The 22853-nt window shown below is 45.4% G+C and carries 22 protein-coding genes; 15 read left to right on the top strand and 7 right to left on the bottom strand.

The genetic code is table 11. From position 1 onward, the window contains the following. Nucleotides 1-594: 594 nt before the first annotated feature. Nucleotides 595-1035: a DUF6641 family protein gene (locus FD961_RS08995; protein ID WP_215393543.1), complete on the top strand. Its 441-nt coding sequence runs from the start codon at nt 595-597 to the stop codon at nt 1033-1035. Between the two features lie 5 nt (nt 1036-1040). Here FD961_RS08995 and FD961_RS08990 read toward each other — a convergent pair whose 3' ends face one another. Continuing rightward, complete coding sequence (locus FD961_RS08990; RefSeq protein WP_215393542.1) at nt 1041-1427, bottom strand: hypothetical protein; 387 nt, start codon at nt 1425-1427, stop codon at nt 1041-1043. Between the two features lie 68 nt (nt 1428-1495). Between FD961_RS08990 and FD961_RS08985 the strand changes: the two genes are divergently transcribed. The 7 genes from FD961_RS08985 to FD961_RS08955 all read left to right on the top strand — a co-directional run bounded on the left by FD961_RS08985 (nt 1496) and on the right by FD961_RS08955 (nt 11274). Next, nucleotides 1496-1642, top strand: coding sequence for a hypothetical protein (locus FD961_RS08985; RefSeq protein ID WP_215393541.1), 147 nt, complete (start codon nt 1496-1498; stop codon nt 1640-1642). Nucleotides 1643-1644: 2 nt separating this feature from the next. Continuing rightward, nucleotides 1645-1818 carry a hypothetical protein gene (locus FD961_RS08980; RefSeq protein ID WP_215393540.1) on the top strand — a complete coding sequence of 58 codons (174 nt, stop codon included), beginning with the start codon at nt 1645-1647 and terminating at the stop codon, nt 1816-1818. A 97-nt stretch (nt 1819-1915) separates the two neighbouring features. Beyond that, on the top strand, nt 1916-3421 hold the full coding sequence (glmU, locus tag FD961_RS08975; protein WP_215393539.1) for a bifunctional UDP-N-acetylglucosamine diphosphorylase/glucosamine-1-phosphate N-acetyltransferase GlmU: 1506 nt from the start codon (nt 1916-1918) through the stop codon (nt 3419-3421). Beyond that, on the top strand, nt 3421-5253 hold the full coding sequence (gene glmS, locus FD961_RS08970) for a glutamine--fructose-6-phosphate transaminase (isomerizing) (protein ID WP_215393538.1): 1833 nt from the start codon (nt 3421-3423) through the stop codon (nt 5251-5253). Before glmU ends, glmS begins: the two co-directional genes overlap by 1 nt. Before the next feature lie 127 nt (nt 5254-5380). Next, a complete protein-coding gene (locus FD961_RS08965; RefSeq protein ID WP_215393537.1) occupies nt 5381-6922 on the top strand; it encodes an efflux transporter outer membrane subunit in 1542 nt (513 codons plus the stop codon). 169 nt (nt 6923-7091) lie between these two features. Further along, on the top strand, nt 7092-8231 hold the full coding sequence (locus FD961_RS08960; RefSeq protein WP_215394418.1) for an efflux RND transporter periplasmic adaptor subunit: 1140 nt from the start codon (nt 7092-7094) through the stop codon (nt 8229-8231). 7 nt (nt 8232-8238) lie between these two features. Further along, complete coding sequence (locus FD961_RS08955) at nt 8239-11274, top strand: efflux RND transporter permease subunit (protein WP_215393536.1); 3036 nt, start codon at nt 8239-8241, stop codon at nt 11272-11274. 26 nt (nt 11275-11300) lie between these two features. Here FD961_RS08955 and FD961_RS08950 read toward each other — a convergent pair whose 3' ends face one another. The 3 genes from FD961_RS08950 to FD961_RS08940 are packed head-to-tail and all read right to left on the bottom strand — an operon-like array spanning nt 11301 to nt 12801. Beyond that, nucleotides 11301-11966, bottom strand: coding sequence for a glutathione S-transferase family protein (locus tag FD961_RS08950; RefSeq protein ID WP_215393535.1), 666 nt, complete (start codon nt 11964-11966; stop codon nt 11301-11303). Between the two features lie 28 nt (nt 11967-11994). Continuing rightward, nucleotides 11995-12495: a flavin reductase family protein gene (locus FD961_RS08945; RefSeq protein WP_215393534.1), complete on the bottom strand. Its 501-nt coding sequence runs from the start codon at nt 12493-12495 to the stop codon at nt 11995-11997. A gap of 9 nt (nt 12496-12504) precedes the next feature. Further along, nucleotides 12505-12801 carry a hypothetical protein gene (locus tag FD961_RS08940; RefSeq protein ID WP_215393533.1) on the bottom strand — a complete coding sequence of 99 codons (297 nt, stop codon included), beginning with the start codon at nt 12799-12801 and terminating at the stop codon, nt 12505-12507. 93 nt (nt 12802-12894) lie between these two features. On the opposite strand from FD961_RS08940, the gene FD961_RS08935 reads away from it, so the two are divergent. Beyond that, complete coding sequence (locus tag FD961_RS08935; RefSeq protein WP_215393532.1) at nt 12895-13878, top strand: MDR family oxidoreductase; 984 nt, start codon at nt 12895-12897, stop codon at nt 13876-13878. A 25-nt stretch (nt 13879-13903) separates the two neighbouring features. Here the strand turns inward: FD961_RS08935 and FD961_RS08930 are convergent, their stop codons facing one another. Further along, nucleotides 13904-14080 carry a DUF1289 domain-containing protein gene (locus FD961_RS08930; protein WP_083393541.1) on the bottom strand — a complete coding sequence of 59 codons (177 nt, stop codon included), beginning with the start codon at nt 14078-14080 and terminating at the stop codon, nt 13904-13906. Nucleotides 14081-14118: 38 nt separating this feature from the next. Here FD961_RS08930 and FD961_RS08925 point away from each other — a divergent pair, with 38 nt between their 5' ends. Then, nucleotides 14119-15204: an MBL fold metallo-hydrolase gene (locus tag FD961_RS08925; protein ID WP_251371267.1), complete on the top strand. Its 1086-nt coding sequence runs from the start codon at nt 14119-14121 to the stop codon at nt 15202-15204. Here the strand turns inward: FD961_RS08925 and FD961_RS08920 are convergent. After that, nucleotides 15116-15571 (bottom strand): PhaM family polyhydroxyalkanoate granule multifunctional regulatory protein, encoded by a 456-nt coding sequence (locus FD961_RS08920; RefSeq protein ID WP_215393531.1) that lies wholly within the window; start codon nt 15569-15571, stop codon nt 15116-15118. The two genes, FD961_RS08925 and FD961_RS08920, sit on opposite strands and share 89 nt — an antisense overlap. A gap of 74 nt (nt 15572-15645) precedes the next feature. Between FD961_RS08920 and FD961_RS08915 the strand changes: the two genes are divergently transcribed. Then, nucleotides 15646-16710, top strand: coding sequence for a homocysteine S-methyltransferase family protein (locus FD961_RS08915; RefSeq protein ID WP_215393530.1), 1065 nt, complete (start codon nt 15646-15648; stop codon nt 16708-16710). Next, nucleotides 16707-19454 carry a methionine synthase gene (gene metH, locus FD961_RS08910; RefSeq protein ID WP_215393529.1) on the top strand — a complete coding sequence of 916 codons (2748 nt, stop codon included), beginning with the start codon at nt 16707-16709 and terminating at the stop codon, nt 19452-19454. The genes FD961_RS08915 and metH overlap by 4 nt, the downstream gene beginning before the upstream one ends. Here the strand turns inward: metH and FD961_RS08905 are convergent. Then, nucleotides 19451-19768 (bottom strand): DUF1840 domain-containing protein, encoded by a 318-nt coding sequence (locus FD961_RS08905; protein ID WP_215393528.1) that lies wholly within the window; start codon nt 19766-19768, stop codon nt 19451-19453. The genes metH and FD961_RS08905 overlap by 4 nt on opposite strands. A 35-nt stretch (nt 19769-19803) precedes the next feature. Between FD961_RS08905 and argS the strand changes: the two genes are divergently transcribed. From argS to FD961_RS08890, 3 genes are read left to right on the top strand one after another with little or no spacing between them, the layout of a single operon-like run. Further along, nucleotides 19804-21531 (top strand): arginine--tRNA ligase, encoded by a 1728-nt coding sequence (argS, locus tag FD961_RS08900; protein WP_215393527.1) that lies wholly within the window; start codon nt 19804-19806, stop codon nt 21529-21531. A gap of 35 nt (nt 21532-21566) precedes the next feature. Beyond that, entirely contained in the window at nt 21567-22169 is a 603-nt protein-coding gene (locus FD961_RS08895) for an SPOR domain-containing protein (protein ID WP_215393526.1), read from the top strand. A gap of 10 nt (nt 22170-22179) precedes the next feature. After that, the gene (locus FD961_RS08890) at nt 22180-22827 is read left to right on the top strand and encodes a thiol:disulfide interchange protein DsbA/DsbL (RefSeq protein ID WP_215393525.1); all 648 of its coding nucleotides are present in this window, start codon (nt 22180-22182) and stop codon (nt 22825-22827) included. The last annotated feature ends 26 nt before the right edge of the window (nt 22828-22853 follow it).

Genomic DNA, 22853 nt, shown 5'->3' with positions numbered 1-22853 from the left:
CGCTCATTTAAGAGCGTAGCGATAAAGAACCTTTTGCTGAGGTTTTACATAACTGATATACACACAACTTGATTTAACAAGGAAGGTAGGTTTTGCTATCACCTTTTAAGTGCTCGTCTAACGCAACACATCCACAGCCTATATCAGTAGCTTATGGAGTGTTTGTGGGTTTCATTGTGGCATCCCACTCACTTCATTTGCGTATCACTACGCTCTAACCATTACAGCATCGCAAACGCTTCTACACATTGGTGTGGCATTTAAGGCATCTAGCATATAGCTAGGTAGTGCGATACAGCGAGTAATGAGCAACTCGTTTGCTTACCGTCTCACATCAGAACGGATTACGCGGCACTATTACATTCAGCGTGCCAACTTTTATGTCTCATTTGTATAGATATTTATGCAATACCAAATCATTCGTTATTTTTTGTGTCCATTTATTACATATGACTAGGCAAAAATCAGTCGTTTTTAATTGCCTTCGAAGCTATTGTTTATATAGGGTTTAGGCAAACGCAGGATTTTTTACAGAAATAACCAAAAAACCTGCGTTTAGTTAAACCATTATTTCTACACAACAAGGAGTATTAGATGGGAACACTAGACACATTAAAACTGAGCACAGCAAAAAAACCAGCACAAATTCCGCAAGTCGTATTTCGTCGCAATAAGTTATCAAACAAAATATGGGAACAAATACAGCTAGCTAAATCGCAATTAGATGGCACTAGCTTTACGGTAAAGAAGTTTCGCACCGTAAAAGATAAGGAGACTGGACTTAAAAAGAGCGTGGAAGTGAATAAGCGTATTAGAGAGTGGTGGTTTAAGAATGAGCAAGGAAAGCTGTGCGTAGCAATTAAATATGGAACGCAGATTATTGAACTAGTTAAAGGTAAGACAAGCGTAGAGTGCGATAGCGCACAGGGTTTAATTAAAGCGTTAGAGCTTGTTAAACAAGCTGTAGAGCAAGGTGAGCTTGACACGCAAATAGCGACTGCAAGCGGTGCTGTGCGTAAAACATTTAAGAGGTGATGTGCTTAATTGAGAATAGGCTTTTGGCAAGTGCCAATAAATTCCGTGCGCATAATAGTGCGTTCATTCATCTTCACTTTATCGCCAATAGCCCATACGACAATTATTTCAACAAACGATAATGTTTTTGTGTCATAAATTATTCGCTTGCGTTCTCTTGTGCCATTTTCTTCTTTTAGAAAATTACAGCTAACAATATTAGAGTGTGTGGCACATTCATAATTATCAAACTTCAAGTTCTGAAACTTATAGGTTTGAGTAATTTGCGAGGAGACAATTTCATTATTGCCTTCGATTTTTATGCTGGAGCCGTAGCAGGAAAGTTTCAAGTTCTCATTATTAGAACAGGCAACTAAGACGAAGGCGGCGAGAAGTATTAGTAGGCTTTTCATTTATAGAAATATTAGTATTTCTAAATACTATAACAATTTCTTCCCCCCTCCCGCAACTAAATACTCATATGCGTAAATACAAAGCAACGGTAAAGGCAAGCGGGCTGTGGGTAGAGACGATAGTGTTTGCGCAGAACATCGTGCAAGCCTATGCACTCTGCAAATCTATCTACGGTGCTAGTAATGTCCCGCATATGCCAACGGAGATTCACTAACAATGCGTTTTAGTGAAATTGCACCCGCCGTTAAAAAGCCGCTTACCCCGCAACAAGCACGCTTAAACGCATTGAAAACGCAGAAAGACAATGTCAGCAAAGCGTTAGACAGCGAACGCAAGCGACAGAAAGTCGCTAAGGCACAGCAGAACCTACAAAAAGCCATCACTGCCTAGTCATTGACTTGCCATCTTCTATACAAGGTTAGACATGATTAAATATTTTTCAGCAGGCTTGTGGAACCATGATTCAGGGGACTTATAATCCCCTTCTATGAATATCGTCATATTGGCTGCTGGTCAAGGAAAGCGGATGAAATCCGCGTTGCCCAAGGTCCTGCAAACTTTAGCGGGTAAGCCCCTGTTGCAGCATGTCCTCGATACTGCTTTATCCCTTCAAGGAAAGTCCACTAAAAATGGGCCAATTGTGGTGGTTGGACATGGCGCTGTAGATGTCAAAGCATTCCTCGTAAACGCCACCAATGAAGATGCTAAGTTTGGCAAGGTCAGCACTGTTTTACAGGCTCAACAAAAGGGCACTGGCCATGCATTACTACAAGCCTTATCAAAACTGGATGTTCACGAGCCTACTTTAGTTTTATATGGCGACGTCCCGCTGACCACCCAAAAGACACTTACTAAATTAGCTAAATTGGCTGATGGCGTTCGTGGCAAAGATTCTGCACTTGCTCTTCTTACTCAAAACTTAAGCAATCCGACGGGTTATGGTCGTATCATGCGCGATGCTGATGGCTCTGTCAAAGAGATTGTTGAAGAGAAGGATGCAACATCTTCTCAAAAGGCAATCCAAGAAATTAATACCGGCATTATGGTATTGCCAACAAATTCCCTTAAGAAATGGCTCAAAGGAATGCGTGCAAGCAACGCTCAGGGCGAGTATTACTTAACTGATGTGATTGCAATGGCCGTGAAAGATGGCGTGCCGATTCGTACAACCCAAGCAGATAAAGAATTTGAAACTGTTGGAGTGAATAGTCGAGATCAGTTAGCCGCTCTAGAACGAGTTCATCAATTGAACATTGCCAATCAACTCATGGATGCGGGTGTATCACTTGCAGATCCTGCGCGTATTGATATACGTGGCACGCTGGACTGTGGCACGGATGTTTCTATTGATGTAGGTTGTGTATTTGAGGGTGCTGTAACCCTTGCATCGGGCACTAAGGTTGGCCCTTACTGTGTGATTCGTAACAGTGCTATCGGTAAAAATGTAGCTATTCATGCGTATAGTCATTTAGATGGCGCAAAAGTGGGTAACGAGTCAGTGATTGGTCCTTATGCTCGTTTACGCCCTGGCGCAGACTTATCAAACGATGTGCACATCGGCAATTTCGTTGAGGTGAAGAACAGCAAAATTGCTGCGAACAGCAAAGCAAATCACTTGGCATATGTTGGCGACTCTATTGTTGGATCAAGAGTCAATATTGGCGCTGGCACGATTACTTGTAATTACGATGGTGTAAATAAACACCAGACCATTATTGAGGATGATGTCTTCATTGGATCGGACACTCAATTAGTTGCTCCAGTGCGCGTTGGGCGTGGTGCGACATTGGGAGCCGGCACCACTCTTACCAAAGATGCGCCTCCACATCAGTTAACGGTATCAAGAGCCAAACAAATCTCTTTGCAATGGCAGCGTCCAGTAAAGAAAGTGACGACTAAAAAGTCTGCGCCCAAAAAAGCGGCTATGAAAAAAGTAGCAGCCAAAAAGACTGTCAAGAAAGCTCCTAATAAAGTGGTTAGGAGTAAAAGATAATGTGCGGCATTGTTGGGGCAGCTTCTCATACAAACATTGTGGATGTTTTGGTTGAAGGTTTGCGCCGCTTAGAGTATCGCGGTTATGACTCTTGTGGATTCGCAGTAATAAACGGCTATGACCCTCAGCATCCGATTGAACGAGCTCGCACCACAGCTCGCGTCTCTGAGTTGGCCGAACAGGGTAAAGATTTTCATGGCACCTTAGGTATTGCGCATACCCGCTGGGCAACCCATGGTAAGCCTGATACTCAAAACGCACATCCCCATATTTCAAATGGCTTGATTGCTGTTGTCCACAACGGCATTATCGAAAACTATGAAGTACTTCGTGCAGAATTAAAAGCAGCTGGTTACGTTTTTACTTCTGAAACTGACACAGAGGTGATCGCTCACCTTATTCATCAGGAGTACATTGGTAGCAATCAAAAAGATATTGCGAAATCTGTAAAAGCAGTTTTACCAAAATTACATGGCGCCTATGCAATTGGTGTTATTGCGCAAGATAGCCCTCAAACTTTAGTGGGTGCACGCGTAGGTTCACCCCTAGTAGTCGCCCTTGGTAAGCAAGAAAATTTTCTAGCCTCAGACGCCTTAGCATTGGCAGGACGCGCGCACTCGATGATGTACTTGGAAGAGGGTGATGTTGTCATCCTGAGTGCGGATAGCATTCAAGTGATTGATCAGTCTGGCAAGTCAGTAGAGCGTGATCGTAAGCCAATGCCAGCACAGGCTGACTCTGTCGACCTTGGTCCATATCAGCATTACATGCAAAAAGAGATTTTTGAGCAACCTAGGGCTATTGGCGATACGCTCGCTAACATCGCCTCTTTTGGCCCAGAGTTATTTGGTGCCAATCCAGATGACTGGAAAGCATTCGACCAAATTTTGATTCTGGCATGTGGCACGAGCTACTATTCGGCCTGCGTTGCTAAGTATTGGTTAGAGGATATTGCTGGTATACCTACTCAGGTAGAAATTGCTAGCGAGTATCGTTATCGCACTACGGTGCCAAATCCAAAGACCTTAGTTGTTGTTGTTTCTCAATCAGGTGAAACGGCAGATACTTTAGCTGCCTTACGTCATGCCAAGGCCCTTGGCCATCAATACACTTTAGCAATTTGCAATGTGGCAAGTAGTGCCATGGTTCGTGAAACGGATTGGCACTTCTTAACTAAAGCTGGTGCTGAAATTGGCGTAGCTTCTACTAAGGCATTTACTACGCAATTACTGGCGCTATATCTATTGGCTATTTCTATCGCAAAGCGTGCAGGAAAAGTTTCTGCTGAAAAAGAAAAAGAGCTGCTTAGAGAGCTGCGTCATTTACCAAAGGCATTGCATGCAGTACTTGCGCTTGAGCCGCAAATTATTGCTTGGAGCGATGTATTTGCTAAGTGTGAAAATGCACTCTTTTTGGGGCGTGGCTTGCACTATCCCATTGCACTTGAGGGCGCCCTAAAGTTAAAAGAAATTTCTTATATTCATGCTGAAGCTTATCCCGCTGGCGAGTTAAAGCACGGACCTTTAGCCTTGGTTACTGACAAGATGCCAGTGGTCACTGTTGCGCCTAAGGACGACTTGTTAGAAAAACTGAAGTCAAATATGCAGGAAGTAAAAGCGCGTGGTGGCAAGTTATATGTCTTTGCTGATCAAGATACTGAAATCGTTAGCAGTGAAGGCATCCATGTGATTCGTTTACCAGAGCATTATGGCAATCTGTCACCCATCTTGCATGTTGTTCCCCTTCAGCTTCTGGCCTATCACACGGCTTGTGCGCGTGGCACTGACGTTGATAAGCCGCGTAACTTAGCAAAAAGCGTGACCGTCGAATAATTTTCCTAAGTTGACTTTCGTTCGCAGTTATGAACAAATTTAGGTAGATAAATCAGGGCTTTACGAGGCTCTTCTTTCATTTTTGTGTTCAAATAACTCTTGTTCAAGAGGATATTCGTTGTAATTTATGTTTCTGTCGAAAGCCCTTTCATGCGCTCGTTTTTATTCACTTCTGCTCATTTGTGCAGCGGTAGTGTCTGCATGTGCAGTTGGCCCTGACTTTAAACAGCCAGACGCCCCTAAAACTACTTCATATACTGAAGGCCCCTTATCTCAGAAGCTTGCTAAAGCCCCGGGCGTTCCTGGCGGCACAGATCAAGAGTTTGTAGAAGGCGCCGATATTGAAGCGCAATGGTGGGAGCTCTACAAATCTCCAGAGCTTGACGCCCTGATTAAAAAAGCCTTGGAGCAAAATCCTAATTTAGGTGCCGCAGATGCAGCGTTGCGAGCCGCACAAGAAAATGTGAATGCTCAGATTGGCGGTCAATATTTTCCTGCAGTAAGTGTTGGTGCGGGAGCTACGCGTCAACTTCAACCAGCTGCGATCTATGGTCTTTCATCTGGTTCCGATACCTACAATCTGTACAACACATCAGTAAATGTGACCTATAAGCTGGATGTATTTGGCGGAGCTCGTCGTGCTGTAGAGGGTGCAAAAGCACAAGCAGAAGTCGCTCAATTTCAATTGGAAGGTGCCTACCTCTCTTTGACTGCAAACGTTGTTACGGGCGCTGTGAAAGAAGCTGCCTTACGTGCACAAATGCAGGCTACTGAAGAAATTTTGAAAGCGCAAACGAATCTTGCCGAAGTGACTGAGAAACAGCTACGTATTGGCACGGTCTCAAAAGTTGATGTGACTTCACAGCAAACCTTGGTGGCAAATTCTCAGGTAGATTTATTTAATTACGAAAGAAACCTAGCTTTTGCGAGGAACCAATTAGCTGTACTAGTCGGTGAATTACCTAGCAATGCAGCCATTACTAAATTTGATCTCACCAAGCTGCATTTGCCAGAAAAATTACCACTCTCAGTGCCTTCCAGTTTAGTCCGTCAACGCCCCGACGTTCGTGCTGCAGAAGCCCAGTTAAAGGCGCAGAACGCATTCGTTGGAGTGGCTACAGCAAACTTATTGCCACAATTTAATATCACTGGCTCAATTGGCTCTGCGGCACTTACCTCGGCAGCCCTCTTTGGTCCTAACTCATCTTTATGGTCTATTGGCGCAGGTATTTTGCAGCCCTTATTTCAGGGTGGGCAATTATTGGCGCAGCGTCGGGGCGCCATTGCAAACTATGAATTGGCAGCCTATCAATATCAAGCAACAGTACTGAATGCTTTTCAAGAGGTTGCAAATGCTTTACGTGCACTTGAGACGGGTGCTCAAGCATTAAAAGCTGCGTCTGATGCAGAACGTTATGCCTATGAAACGCTAGACCTTGTACAGCAACAATACAAATTAGGCACAGCAAGTTACTTGGCAGTTTTGTATTACCAGAACCAGTATCAACAAGCAAAAGTGAAGTCTGTGGCTGCGCAAGCGACTCGCTTCTCTGATACAGCGGCACTATTTGTAGCATTAGGCGGCGGCTGGTGGAATCGTCAAGGCCCTGCATTCAAACCAAAAGACATAGCGAACAAAGATCAAAATGAAACTTCTGGAAACAATTAAGAGCAAGCTCATTGCTGCCGTTCTTGTCCTATGGGCATGGATGAAACTGAAAGCCGTGCAATGGAAATTGCGTGAGAAGGCTATTGCGCTTTGGGAAAAGGTAAAGGCTTTTTATGCCCGCATCGGCGTCAAGTGGCGCGGCACAAAAGCGCACGCTAAGCTCATGGCGATGGAGCCACTCCAACGTCGTATGACCATCATGTTATGCGGCGTTTTCTTGTTACTCGGTTTGATTTTTGCTTTTAATCAATTTAAGACCTTCATGATTAAGCATTTCATATCAGGAATGGGATTGCCGCCTGCAAGCGTTTCCACAATGGTGATTGCTACTTCTGAGTGGCAGCCTAAATTAACGAGCGTTGGTAACGTTCGGGCTTTTAGGGGTGTAGACCTGAGCACTGAAATCGGCGGTTTAGTACAGACAGTGCCCATCAAGTCTGGTCAAGATGTGAAAGAGGGTGAGTTACTTATTAAGTTAAACGATGCCTCTGATGTAGCGCAACTCAATTCCTTAAAAGCCTTGGCTGATCTCGCAAAAGTTATTAATGAGCGCGATAGACAGCAGCTTGCGATTCAGGCGATTAGTAAAAATGTCTTTGATACTAGCAAGGCGGATGCCAAATCCAAGCAGGCGCAGGTAGAGCAGCAGATCGCATTGGTTGCCAAGAAGAATTTAAAGGCCCCCTTTAGTGGTCGCGTGGGTATTGTGTCGATTAATCCTGGCCAGTTTGTGAATCCAGGTGACAAGTTACTAACGCTGCAGACCTTGGATCCAATTTTTGTAGATTTCAATTTGCCGCAAAGCAATGCTGAGCAAATTCAAGTTGGACAAGATGTAGTTGTCACTACAGATGCATTTAAAGATGCCAGCTTTACTGGCAAGATTACTGCGGTAAGCCCAAAAGTAGATACTAATACGCGCAATATTCAGGTTGAGGCACAAATTGCTAATCCAGATAAGAAAATTCTGCCCGGTATGTTTGCCAATGTGAATATTAATTTGGGTGACCAAGTGAAGTTATTGACTTTGCCACAAACGGCCGTGACCTATAACCCATACGGATCAACTGTATTTATTGCTAAGCCTACTGGTAAAAAAGACAAGCAAGGTAATCCAGCGTTAGAGGCGCAACAAGTATTTGTCACTACTGGTAGTACTCGTGGCGACCAGGTGGCAATTCTCAAAGGTATTAATGAAGGCGATACGGTGGTTACAAGTGGTCAACTGAAATTGAAGAACGGTACACCACTCATTGTGAATAATAAGGTGCAGCCTGCAAATTCACCTGACCCTAAGCCGCAGGAATAAGCAGCAGATGAATTGGACCGACATATTCATTCGCAGACCAGTGCTATCACTGGTCGTGAGTGCACTCGTATTGGTATTTGGCTTGAAAGCGATTGGTTCTTTACCAGTCAATCAATACCCTCAAACGCAAAATGCAATTGTTACTATCAGTACGGCTTACTATGGCGCAGATCCAGAAACCATCGCCGGCTTTATTACACAACCCCTAGAAGCTTCTATAGCGCAGGCGCAAGGGATTGACTACTTGTCATCGACTAGTGTCAGTGGTGTTTCCACCATTATTGCCACTTTGAAGTTGAATTACGACTCCAATGCGGCATTGACCCAGATCCAGACCCAGATTAGCGCAGTAAAAAATCAACTGCCGCCTCAAGCTCAGCAGCCGGTGCTCACGGTTCAGGTTGGCCAGTCAACTGCGGCTATGTATATGGGCTTTTATAGCGATCAGCTACCCAATAACGCCATTACCGACTATCTATTACGTGTTGTAAAGCCAAAACTGGATTCGGTCGAAGGGGTGCAGAACGCTGAAATTATTGGCGGTAGAAAATTTGCCTTACGCGCATGGCTAGATCGTGAAAAGATGGCTGGCTTGGGGGTTGGAGCGGATGATGTCTACAGCGCAATGTCTGCTAATAATTACTTATCAGCAGTAGGTAGCACCAAGGGAGATATGGTGTCGGTTGACTTGGTAGCTGGTACCGATCTCCATACACTTGATGAATTCCGTAAATTAGTTGTGAAAAAAGATGGCGTCAATATCGTCTATCTAGATCAAGTAGCAAGCGTCTCTTTGGGCTCTGAGGACTACAACACTAATGTGGCGTTTAGTGGAAAACAGTCGGTATTTATTGGTATCAAAGTTGCACCTCAGGCAAATTTATTAGATGTTGCACAGCGTGTTAGAGACGTTGTGCCGGACATTCAAAAACAACTACCTATTGGTATGAATGGGAAAATTGTTTACGACTCCACTGAATTTATTACCAGCTCTATTGACGAGGTGGTTTCAACTCTACTTGAAGCTTTGGTCATTGTGACAGTCGTGATCTATCTTTTCTTAGGAAGCGTGCGTGCAGTGGCTGTTCCAGTTATTGCAATGCCGCTATCCCTAATTGGCACCTTCTTCTTGATGCAGGTACTCGGTTATTCCATTAATTTGCTAACGCTACTAGCTCTCGTATTGGCTATCGGCCTAGTGGTCGATGACGCCATCATCGTTGTAGAGAACGTTGACAGGCACATGAAGGAAGGCAAATCCCCGCTTGAGGCTTCTTTAATTGCCGCGCGTGAATTAGGTAGCCCGATTTTGGCAATGACCGTAGTATTGATTGCGGTGTATATCCCAATTGGTTTTCAGGGTGGTTTAACTGGTGCGCTATTCACCGAGTTTGCGTTTACTTTGGCTAGCGCAGTCGCAGTATCAGGATTAATTGCATTAACACTTTCACCAATGATGTGCTCAAGGATTTTTACCGAAGAGCAAGAGGCATCTCCCTTTGTGCAAAAGATTGACCGAATTTTTGACAAGGTGCATCACAGTTATCAAACTACCTTACGGGATCTATTGAGTACTTGGCAGGTAATCATGGTGATGGGGGCCATTCTTTTAGGCGGCGTTGCTTATTTATATGCCACAGCTCGCGCAGAACTCGCCCCTACAGAAGATCAAGGTATCGTTTTAATGCAGGCATCCGGGCCGCCCAATAGCACAGTAAATCAAATGCAGACGTATGCAGATCAAATTTATGCAATTGCTGCGGCTGAACCTGAGTACGAGCAAGCATTTCAGATTACGAGTCCAACCTCTAGCTTTGGCGGTATTTTGTTAAAAGACTGGAGTTCACGTAGTCGTAACGCAACCAAATTCCAAGAAGATATGCAGCAAAAGTGGAATACGATTGCTGGAGCTCGCGTGGCAGCATTCCAATTCCCCGCATTACCTGGTGCCCAGGGCTTGCCGGTTCAAGTTGTCATTAATACAACGGAGTCTTATGAACAGCTAAATGAAGTATCTCAAGCTGTTTTGGATAAAGCACGCCGTAGCGGCAACTTTTTCTTCGTAGATTCTGATTTGAAGATTGATAAGCCCCAAGATGTTTTGGTGATTGATCGTGAAAAAGTGGCTGCCTTAGGAATGACTCAGCAACAAGTGGGTTCAGCGCTATCTGCAGCCTTGGGCGGTGGATATGTTAATTACTTCTCGGTTGCTGGCCGTTCGTACAAAGTCATTCCACAAGTAAAACAAGTGGACCGCTTGAATCCAGATCAAATTTTGGATTACTACATTCGCACCCCTAGTGGCGCGATGATTCAGGCAAGAACCATCGCGAGTATTAAGCAAAAGGTTGTACCGCAATCAATCAATCACTTTCAGCAGTTAAATTCAGCAACGATTTCTGGGGTGAGTACACCATTTATCTCTCAGGCAGATTTATTGGAATATATGCGCCAGACCTTAAAAGAGGTTGCGCCCAATGGATACTCTATGGACTATGCAGGTCCATCTCGTCAGTTTATGGCTGAATCTGGCGGCTTTTTGGTCACCATGTTCTTCGCAATTTTGATTGTTTTCTTGGTGCTAGCTGCACAGTTTGAAAGTTTCCGCGATCCGATTGTGATTTTGGTATCCGTCCCAATGGCTCTCTTTGGAGCTCTTATCTTTATTAATCTGGGCTTTACAACCTTGAATGTCTATACGCAGGTTGGGCTAGTGACGCTGATGGGTTTAATTAGTAAGCACGGTATTTTGATTGTGGAGTTCGCTAACGTATTGCAAAAAGGTGGGCGTAGTAAGCTTGATGCGATTATTGAAGCTGCGAGTGAACGTTTAAGGCCGATCTTGATGACAACTGCTGCAATGGTCCTAGGTGTTCTGCCTTTGGTGATTGCTTCAGGAGCCGGTGCCGCAGGTCGTCAATCGATGGGTATTGTGATCTTTACCGGCCTATCAATTGGTACTCTGTTTACTTTATTTGTGGTGCCTGCGATGTACCTCTTCATGGGCGCAGATCACCATCAGAAGAAATTTAAGCAAGAGTAAATACTGCTTTAGGGGTGAACTTAATATCACTTGCTGATAATGTTGAGTTCTTTCTCAGCAAACTCTTGAAAGCGTGTTTCAGCTGCAAGTTGCTTTAGCCAGCGATTGATATTTTTAAGATCTGCTCTGATCCCCGTCTCTTTGGGGAAGATCTCATTCAGTAATATCCAGCGGTGCACGCATAAGGCCAGCACAATATCTCCAATGTGAAATTGATTGCCAGAGCAATAGGCTTGTGAAGCTAGTGTTTGATCAAGTAAAGAAAATAACTCATTGGTATCTTGATAGGCTTTTTGAATGACAACATGATTACGGTCTGCTGCGGGTGTTCTAGTTAGCCCTATGAATGCGGGGCGTAGCACCGGCCACATTGTTCCAACTTGCCAATCCATCCATTTTTCTGAGCCATATTGAGAGGCAATATCAGATGGAAAACGCTTATTTTGATCATGCTGTGAGACCAGGTAGCGCATGATGGTATTGGATTCCCACAGAATCAGATCACCATCTTCCAGGGTGGGAACTAAACCGTTGGGATTGAGTTTTAAGAATTCTGGTGACCGAACAACGCCAAATTGAAGTCCTGCATCAATTCGCTCAAAATCAACCCCTTCTTTAAGTCCCAGCTCAGCAAGACACCACAATACTTTTTGAACATTAATGGAACTTTTGCGACCCCATAAACGCATCATGGCATTTCCTTGCTTGTATTAATCGGTACTAGTTTGATTGAATTTCCGTGAAATCGAGGCCAACAAATTTACTACGAGCAAAAATAAGGGGCTCTTTTTCTGGATGATTTTTGAGGTTGATCACTTTGGCAACAATGATGTTGTGGTCCCCGCCAGTGTGAACGGATACTGTTTCACATTCGTAATAAGCGACGCAGTGATCAATTTGGGTTAAGCCACTAGCGGCTAGTTTATGTTCTATTCCCATAAACTGATCTTGCTTGACGGTGGCAAAGTGCATCGCTAAATCTTCTTGAGAGCGCTCTAAAACATGGATGAGGTGTGTTTTGCCTACCTCGACCCATGGCATGAGGCGAGAATGCTTCTTAAGGCTCCATAAAATCAGTGGCGGCTCAAGAGAAACTGTATTGAAAGAGCTAATAGTGATGCCGTGAGGATTTTGATCCTCATCCATACAGGTGATGACTGTGACCCCTGTTGCAAAAGATGCAAAGCCTTTGCGTAATTCTTGCGAAGTAAATGGGGTCATCAACTGTGCTTACTTTGCTTCTGTTTTCACTTCTGGAGTGATCGTAGTTCCCGGAATTGGAATCAATACTTCGTTTTCTTCCGCTTTTACGCACTTAAAGCGATATTCCTTGCCGGCTTTGGATAAAAAGCTAGCACCTTCATAGAAATCGTTTTTACAGGTCTTGGTTGCAAAATCCATCACGTCTTGCGGGTTAGCGCTAGAGCTAATGAGGCGCATATTGCCCATAGACATGTTGATTTGAGTGGAATAGCATCCAGAGAGCATCAAGCCAGAAACTGTAGTTAATAGTAGAATTTTTTTCATGGAAACCTCCATAATCGACAATGCTCGCTAGGATAAACCTATTAAGCAATTGTTGCGGGGAAAATACCTCCACCGAGAGAAAGAGATAGAGATATGTTTAAGGCAATATTGATCAATAAGGATGATCAGGGCTATCGTGCTGAGTTAGGGCAAGCTGATGAGGCAAGCCTGCCAGAGGGCGATGTGAGGGTCAAAGTGCTGTATTCAACCCTCAATTACAAGGATGGTCTTGCGATCACGGGCAAAGGCCCTGTGGTGCGGAGTTTCCCAATGGTCCCGGGTATCGATTTTGCAGGCGAGGTCATTGAAAGTGCCAGTTCTGATTTTAAAGCCGGCGATATGGTTCTTTTGAACGGCTGGGGTGTGGGCGAGGGGCATTGGGGTGGATTGGCTCAGCAGGCTCGAGTAAAGGCTGAATGGCTGATTCCTTTACCAGCAGGCTTTACCGCTAAGCAAGCTCTAGCGATTGGTACTGCTGGCTATACAGCCATGCTGTGTGTCATGGCTTTGCAAAAACATGGCCTAAAGCCAAGTGATGGCGAGGTTTTAGTGACCGGCGCTGCTGGTGGCGTTGGCAGCTTCGCAATTACTTTGTTGAGCAAGCTGGGCTTTACCGTGGTTGCCAGTACAGGCCGCATGGCTGAAGCTGATTATTTGAAGAAATTAGGTGCTGCTGAGGTCATTGACCGCGCCACTTTATCTGCGCCAGGTAAGCCGCTTGCAAAAGAGCGTTGGGCCGCAGTTTTGGATAGTGTTGGTAGTCACACTCTAGCGAATGCCTGCGCTCAGACCAAAAGTAATGGTGCCGTCGCTGCTTGCGGTCTTGCGCAAGGCATGGATTTTCCATCAAGCGTCGCGCCGTTCATTTTGCGTGGCGTTACGTTGTATGGTGTCAATAGTGTCACTGTCCCACGTGAAAAACGCATCGCCGCTTATGAGCAGTTGAGTAAATTAGTTGATCGTAAAACGTTAGACGAGATCTCTCACGAAATTACTTTGGAAGAGTCTTTGAAATATGCGCAAGAGCTCATGGCCGGTAATGTGCGTGGTCGTTTGATTGTGGATGTTAATAAATAAAGAACCGAGAAATGATTTGATTGAGTTATTGGGGTGCTTGAGGTTTGCGCGTTTTTAGTTGAGACCAAATCTTAAGCTTCTCAGGGTTGCTTAGTTCCGACCAATCTGCAATTTCAGTTAGTGTGCGATAGCAGCCTCGACAAAAACCATTTTCAGGATTAATGTCGCACCAATTAATGCAAGGTGATGGAACTGTTGTCAAAGCAAGCCTAGATCAAATAGAAGAGCGATAAATACATCATGAGCACCCAAAAACAAATCCCCGCAGAGAGTGCTATTCATTATCCCTTAGGTGAGAATCTACCGCAGATAGGCGAAAGCATTGAGGTGGCACCAGGAGTGCGTTGGCTGAGAATGCGCCTTCCTTTTGCTTTGGACCATATCAATCTATGGCTCTTGCGCGATGAAATTGACGGCGTTGCCGGCTGGACCATTGTGGATTGTGGGATTGCGAATGATGAGACAAAGGCCGCATGGGAGCTGATCTTCAAAAGCCAATTAGATGGCTTGCCAGTGCTTCGAGTTTTGGTGACGCACATGCATCCAGACCACATTGGTTTATCTCAGTGGCTATGTGAAAAGTGGAATGTACCGCTATGGATTTCTATGACAGACTATTTAACAGCGCAATGGTTGAGTCACAAAGAGGGTGGCGCTCAGATAGGTGCGCGTGCTGGAGGAGGTGGTTCAGCAGATCACTTTCAGAAACATGGTTTAACTACTCCCGAGGATTTAGAAAAAATTCGGGCGCGCTCTAACTACTACAGCAATATGGTGCCAGGGGTGCCGCGTCAATATCGTCGGATTATTGAAGGCGAATCGATTTTGATTGGGGGCCATTCTTGGCAGGTCATCATGGGCTATGGGCACGCTCCTGAGCACGCATCGCTTTTTTGTAAAGAGCTGGGCGTTTTAATTTCTGGTGACATGTTGTTACCGCGCATCTCCACAAACGTCAGTGTTTATGATGCTGACCCCGATGCTGATCCCTTAGGTTTGTATCTGCAATCACTGGAAAAGTATCTACCCTTGCCTGACGATACTTTAGTGCTGCCCTCTCATGGCAAGCCGTTTACTGGAATGAAGCCTAGGATTGCGCAACTTAATGCCCATCATGATGAGCGTTTGGCCGAAGCCCTAGGCGCATGTAAAAAACCGGCAACTGCTCGTGAGATAGTGCCGGTTTTATTTAAACGCGAGTTAGATATTCATCAACTCACATTTGCGATGGGTGAGGCTATTGCCCATCTGAATTACCTACTTCGTCGAGGAAAGTTGGATCGCCGGCTTTGCGAGGACGGCGTGTTGCGGTTTTCCGTGGTTTAGCTTTGACGCTACTAGTTTTGGCAGCTGTTTCCTCTTTAGGAGCGGCAGCAGCGGCACCGGCTGCGGATACGGCATCACCAAACGACTTGAGGGCCATCATCGTAGCGTGTTGGACCTCTAGGCCCTGAATGGTCGATTTGAGAATGTTGAGATTCAAATTAAGCCAGTTCTCCACGCTTTTCAGGTCCTTAATGCGTTTCTCAAGCTCTTCAGTATCCATGCCTGGAAACGCTGAGCCAAAGCCGCCAGCAGCCTTTGAGGCATCAGTTGTGAAGGGGAATTGCCCAGCTTGACCCGCTGCACCTTGACCCCACATGGTTTTAAACATTTCTAGGCTTTGATTAAATTCTGGAATGGTTCCAAACATAAGGGCTCCGAGGTAAATAAAAAGTCGCTTTTCCAATAGAATAAGGGATTCTAGAGATTAATCCCGGTTAAGCAATGCAATTTAATGGTTTGTCCCAGCCTTACACCCGCGGTCAGGCAATTCCTGATCTGTTAAAGCAGCGCATTCTCATATTGGATGGCGCGATGGGAACCATGATTCAGCAGTACAAGCTTGGTGAGGCTGATTACCGTGGTTTGCCTGGTAACAATCGCTTTGCTGATCATCCCGGAGATATCAAAGGCAATAACGAGCTTTTGGTTTTGACTCAGCCACAAATTATTAGCACCATTCATGAGCAATATTTAGATGCTGGCGCAGACATTATTGAAACAAATACTTTTGGTGCTACATCTGTAGCTCAAGAGGATTACAAAATGGCAGGTCTAGCACGCGAGATGAATGAAGTCTCCGCAAGACTGGCGCGCGCTGCTTGTGAAAAATACAGCACTCCTGATAAACCGCGTTTTGCAGCCGGGGCAATCGGGCCTACACCAAAGACGGCAAGCATTTCACCGGACGTAAATGATCCGGGTGCACGCAACGTAACGTTTGATGCACTACGCGCCTCCTATCGTGAGCAGATCGAAGGTTTATTTGCAGGTGGCGTGGATTTATTTTTAGTCGAAACTATTTTCGATACGCTGAATGCAAAAGCAGCTTTGTTTGCCCTCGATGAATTTTTTGAAGAGACGGGCGAACGCTTGCCTGTAATGATTTCTGGAACGGTAACTGATGCCTCCGGTCGCATTCTGTCTGGCCAAACGGTAGAGGCATTTTGGAATAGCTTACGTCATATTAAGCCGCTCACTTTTGGTTTGAATTGTGCGCTTGGCGCTGCATTGATGCGCCCCTACATTGCCGAACTCTCACGCATTTGCGATACAGCGGTATCTTGTTATCCCAATGCAGGCTTGCCTAATCCCATGAGTGACACTGGTTTTGATGAGACACCAGATATCACTTCAAGTTTGGTTGATGGTTTTGCAAAAGATGGCTTGGTCAACTTAGTTGGTGGTTGCTGCGGCACTACGCCCGACCATATTCGTGCAATTGCAAACGCAGTTGCTAAACGCAAGCCCCGCGCTTTCTATCGTGAAAATGCAGAGGAGTCTGTATGAGTAAGTTAGGTAAAGCAATGCCACCAATGAAGCTCTCTGGCTTGGAACCATTCAATGTCACTTCGGCTGTTGGTTTTGTAAATATTGGTGAGCGCACCAACGTAACCGGCTCCAAAGCATTCTCTCGGATGATTTTGAATAATCAATTTGATGAGGCACTTGCAGTTGCCAGACAGCAGGTTGAAAACGGCGCACAAGTTATCGACATCAATATGGATGAAGCGATGTTGGATTCTGAGGCGGCAATGACGCGCTTCCTAAATCTGATTGCATCAGAGCCTGATATCGCCCGCGTTCCCATCATGATCGACTCCTCTAAGTGGAGCGTGATTGAGGCGGGTCTGAAATGTATTCAGGGCAAGCCAATTGTCAATTCGATCTCGCTAAAAGAGGGTGAAGAGTCTTTTCGTAAGCAGGCACGCTTGATTCGTCGCCATGGTGCAGCTTCGGTTGTGATGGCTTTTGATGAAGTTGGCCAGGCAGATACTTTTAAGCGTAAGACAGAAATCTGTCAGCGTTGTTATGAGATCCTCGTCAATGAAATCGGCTTTCCAGCGGAAGACATTATTTTCGATCCCAATATCTTTGCTATTGCTACCGGTATTGAGGAGCATGACAACTATGCGGTTGATTTTATTAATGCCACCCGTTGGATTAAAGAAAATCTATCTGGCGCCAAAGTCAGCGGTGGTGTTTCAAATGTAAGCTTCTCCTTCCGCGGCAATGATCGCGTACGTGAGGCGATTCATACAGTATTCCTCTATCACGCAATTCAAGCTGGTATGGATATGGGTATTGTCAACGCGGGTCAGTTAGGTGTCTACGCTGATTTGGATTCAGAGTTACGTGAGCGCGTTGAAGATGTCGTACTCAATCGCTTTAAAGAAAAAGATGGAAAAACGCCAACTGAACGTTTGTTAGATATTGCCGATCAATTCAAGGGTGGCGGTGCAAAGCAAGTCGAAAACTTAGCATGGCGTGAGGCGCTAGTCCGCGAACGCTTAACGCATGCTTTAGTACATGGCATTACAACTTTCATCGAAGAAGATACTGAAGAACTTCGTGCAGAGATTATGGGGTCTGGAGGCAGGCCAATCGAAGTGATTGAAGGCCCATTGATGGATGGCATGAATGTCGTTGGTGACTTATTCGGTGCCGGCAAAATGTTTTTGCCACAAGTGGTCAAGAGTGCACGTGTTATGAAGCAGGCTGTTGCCATCTTGATTCCTTATATTGAAGAAGAAAAGCGTCAACATATTGCTGCAGGTGGCGAAGCGAAAGCCAAAGGCAAGATTGTGATGGCTACGGTTAAGGGCGATGTGCACGATATCGGTAAAAATATTGTGACGGTAGTGTTGCAATGTAATAACTTTGAAGTGGCCAATATGGGGGTGATGGTTCCTTGCGCAGATATCCTGAAGCGCGCTAAGGAAGAGAATGCGGATATCGTTGGTTTATCTGGCTTAATTACACCGTCTCTAGAGGAAATGACGTACGTTGCCCAAGAGATGCAGCGTGATGATTATTTCCGTGAGCGTCAAATTCCATTGATGATTGGTGGTGCAACCACTTCGCGTGTACATACTGCTGTCAAGATCGCCCCGCATTACGACGGTCCTGTAGTGTATGTACCAGATGCTTCACGTTCCGTATCGGTTGCCTCTAGCCTATTGTCTGACGAGAGTGCCAAGAAGTTTATTCAAGACTTGCGCGATGACTATGTTCGCATTCGTGAACAGCATGCGAATAAAAAAGCAGCACCAACAATTTCATTGGAGGCAGCACGCAAGAATCGCGAGATGATTGATTGGTCTGCTTATATTCCAGAAAAACCAAAATTCATCGGACGTCGTGTCTTTAAGAACTTTGCTCTAAGCGATATCGCTAAGTACATTGACTGGACGCCATTTTTTCAAACTTGGGACCTAGCAGGTAAATTTCCGGCAATCTTAGATGATGAGGTTGTGGGTGTAGAGGCTCGTAAGGTATACGCCGATGCCCAGGCATTACTAGATAAGTTGATCAAGGGGCAGTGGCTACAAGCTGACGCCGTAGTTGCTTTCTATCCCGCCAATACTGTTGGTGACGATATTGTTTTGTATAGCGATGAAGCGCGCGAACACCCTTTGTTTGTTTGGCACAACTTGCGTCAGCAATCTGAGCGTCCCGTGGTAGAAGGTGTACGCCGACCAAATCGTTGCTTGGCAGACTATGTAGCACCAAAAGATTCTGGTGTTTCAGACTATCTTGGTTGTTTTGCTGTAACAACTGGCCATGGGGTAGAGAAAAAAGTTGCTGAGTTTCAGGCAAAGCACGATGACTACAGCGCAATTATGTTGAAGGCTTTAGCTGACCGTTTGGCCGAAGCATTTGCGGAGCTGATGCACCATCGTGTACGCACAGATTTATGGGGCTATGCTACCGATGAGATTTTGACTAATGATCAGATGATTAATGAGGAGTACCGAGGTATTCGTCCCGCACCTGGATACCCTGCTTGTCCTGCACATGAAGTGAAGCAAGATCTATTGAGGGTAATTGGTTCCGAAGATATTGGCATGACCCTGACGGAGTCTATGGCAATGAATCCCGCCTCTAGCGTGAGCGGTTTTTACTTGGCGCATCCAGACGCGCAATATTTCAACGTTGGAAAAGTGACTGCTGATCAGGTCGAGGATTTAGCTAAGAGACGCGGCCAGTCTGTTGAAGATGTTCGTCGCCAATTAGCAAGTCTGATAGATTAAACGCCCCACATCACAGGTTCGTTTTTGGCTTTTGCTTGTTTCATGAGTTCTAAAAATGGGTAAGCTCGTTGGCCAAGACGGTCTGCCAGTTTGGGTTTTTCAGCTTTTTCGTCGGCCTCATCTTTAGCCTGGGAGCGTTCTTCTAGGTCTTTGAGAATTGCTGTTTCCAAGGCGGTAATAAGTGCGGGAAGTTGTTCTTCCGTCAGAATGCCTCTGGGCTCAAGCGGCCGCCCCAAAATATCAAAGATTCGCTGAGTCAGATCCGCCAGCATGATGACGTCTGGACCAGCTTTGGAGCGGAATTGATAGATCATTTCAATAGCTTACCACCTGATAAACTCACTTATCTATGTTGCTAACCAATAAAAATCGTTTAATTGAAATGCTGAGCGCAGCCCTAAAGAGCCTCGCTCAGGAGCGAGGCTTAGGTGAGCCCCCAGTACCCCGTTTAGAGCGCCCTAAGGCGGTTGACCATGGCGACGTTGCCTGCAATATTGCATTGCAGCTATCCAAAGCCTGGAAACTCAATCCGCGAGAGCTGGCGCAGGCCTTGGTGGAGCGTTTACAACAGCAACCGGGATTTAATCAACTGATCGCATCATGCGACATTGCGGGCCCAGGTTTTATTAACTTCCGCCTCAGTAATGCCGCCAAAACGGCAGTGGTGGGAGAGATTCTCTCGGCTGGCACTCATTTTGGTGAAAGCAAACAAGGCAGTGGTTCAGTTCCCAGCGCCATGATTGAGTTTGTCTCTGCAAATCCAACAGGCCCATTGCATGTTGGACATGGCAGGCAGGCTGCCTTAGGGGATGCCTTGGCAAACCTATTGGCAACCCAAGGAATACAAGTGCATCGTGAGTTTTATTACAACGATGCTGGCGTACAAATTGCTAATTTAGCGTTATCAGTTCAAGCACGCTTAAATGGCTTAAAGCCGGGTGATACCCATTGGCCCGAGCAAGCCTATAACGGTGAATATATTGCCGAGATTGCTGCAGCATTCAAAGCATCTCCCGAGTACCGTGATGATCTTGAAGCAATTCGTCAATTTGCCGTTGCCTATTTACGTAATGAGCAAGATATTGACTTAAAAACTTTTGGCGTTCAGTTTGATTGCTACTACCTAGAATCATCTTTATATACCGATGGTAGCGTTAAGCAAATCGTAGAAGACTTGCAGAGCATTGGTAAAACCTATGAGGGTGAAGGTGCTTTGTGGCTAAGAACTACCGATGATGGTGATGATAAAGATCGTGTCATGCGCAAATCAGACGGTAGCTTTACCTACTTTGTGCCTGATGTGGCCTATCACGCAAGTAAATGGAGCCGTGGCTTTGCAAAAGTTATCAATGTGCAAGGTAGCGATCACCATGGCACTATTGCACGCGTTCGCTCAGGCTTGCAGGGTGTCGCGCAAAAGCGCGGATGGGATATTCCAAAGACTTATCCAGATTATGTTCTGCATAAGATGGTGACGGTAATGCGTCACGGCGAAGAAGTGAAAATTTCTAAGCGGGCTGGCTCTTATGTCACTGTTCGTGATTTAGTGGAGTGGTCTGGTGGCGTCACTCCAGAAATGACGCCTGAGGAAAGACAATTGGCTCTACAACGTGGCCGAGATGCTGTACGCTTTTTCTTGATCTCTCGTAAGGCAGATACTGAATTTGTATTCGATATCGATTTGGCGTTACAGCAAAATGATGAAAATCCAGTGTTTTATGTGCAATATGCTCATGCCCGCATTAGCTCTATCTTGAGGCAATGGGATGGTAAGGTCGCAGACCTAGCTAATGCTGATTTCTCTTTATTGCAAAGCAAGGCATCGGATCATTTATTAAGACGTCTTGCAGAGTATCCTGAGGTATTGACCGATGCCGCTGCTGAATTAGCTCCGCATGCCCTCGCTTTTTATTTGCGCGATTTAGCAGGTGACTTCCACACTTTCTATAACGCTGATCGTGTGTTGATAGATGATCAGAATTTGAAGCTAGCGCGTCTTGCATTGCTGTCGGCAACGCGCCAAGTTTTGCAAAATGGCTTGAAGGTTTTAGGGGTTTCTGCACCGGCAAAGATGTAGTAGCAATATATGAAGTGAATATGTAAGATGAGGAAATGATGAAAAGACCGAATCAACAAGCTGGCCTCATGAAGCAGAACAATCAGGCTCAATATGGTGGCACTATCTTGGGCTTTGTTTTAGGCTTGGGTGCTGGTCTAGGGATTGCGTTTGTGATTGCCTTCTACCTCTCTAAAAATACCCCTCAGGAAAGACCTGGTGTACGGGCTCCTAATTTACCGTTAACCATTAAATCTTTAGGTGCTCCTGCTGAAGGGGAGCCTGCTGCACCAGCAGAGCCATTGGATCTGAATAAGCCGCTACAAGGCAAGGCTCCCGCTGCGGCATCTGCCGATCCTATTGGCGATTTAGTCAATGGCAAAAAGCCAGCTGAAAACACTACAGCTCAAGCTCCTAAAGGCGACGCTATTTATTTCTTACAGGTAGGCGCATTTACAAAGCGTGCGGATGCAGATTCACAAAAAGCTGCTTTAGCTATTCAGGGTATCCAAACGCAATTGAGTGAAGTGACTAGTGATGGCAACACGCTATGGCGTGTCCGATCTGGTCCCTATGGCAGCGTTGAGGAAAGCATTCCTGCGCGTGATAAATTAAATGGCATGGGTATTAAACCAACCCTGATTAAAGCTAGCAAATAAAGTAAAAATCATGACCTCATTTAGCAAAAGAGCATTTCTTGTACTGACTTTAATTTTCTTGAGCGGCATCGTTAGTGCACAAGGTCAAAAAATTGAAGAAGGCTTTGATTACCGAGTCCTCCCAGTCCCCCAGCCAGTAGAGACCAAGGGTAAAGTCGAGGTGATTGAATTCTTTTGGTATGGTTGTCCACATTGCTATGACTTTGAACCAGAGTTGAGTGCATGGGTTAAGCGTCAACCAAAAGACGTAGCCTTCCGTAGGGTTCCAGTGGCTTTTCGTGATGACTTTTTGCCACACAGCCAGCTTTACTATGCGCTTGAGGCAATGGGTAAGGGCGATGCCTTAAACGAAAAGGTAATGTACGCCATGCATAAAGAAAATAAACGCTTATTAACAGAGCCTGAAATTGCTGACTGGGTTGCCTCACAAGGGGTTGATCGCAACACCTTCTTGGCTACCTACCGCTCTTTTGCGGTGGTATCTAAAGCAAGAGCCGCAAAACAATTGACAGAGGCCTATCGAATTGATGGCGTACCAACTATTGTGATGCAGGGTAAATATGTCACATCCCCTTCAATCGCTGGAACTAAAGCTAAAGCACTGGCTGTGATGGATTATCTAGAAGAGAAAATTCGTAAAGATAAGTACAAGCAGTAGTTACAAAAAATTGAAGTGCTATTTTG

The organism is Polynucleobacter sp. TSB-Sco08W16 (assembly GCF_018687455.1).
Classification (GTDB): Bacteria; Pseudomonadota; Gammaproteobacteria; order Burkholderiales; family Burkholderiaceae; genus Polynucleobacter.
This window is presented reverse-complemented; position numbering and strand designations above follow the sequence as displayed.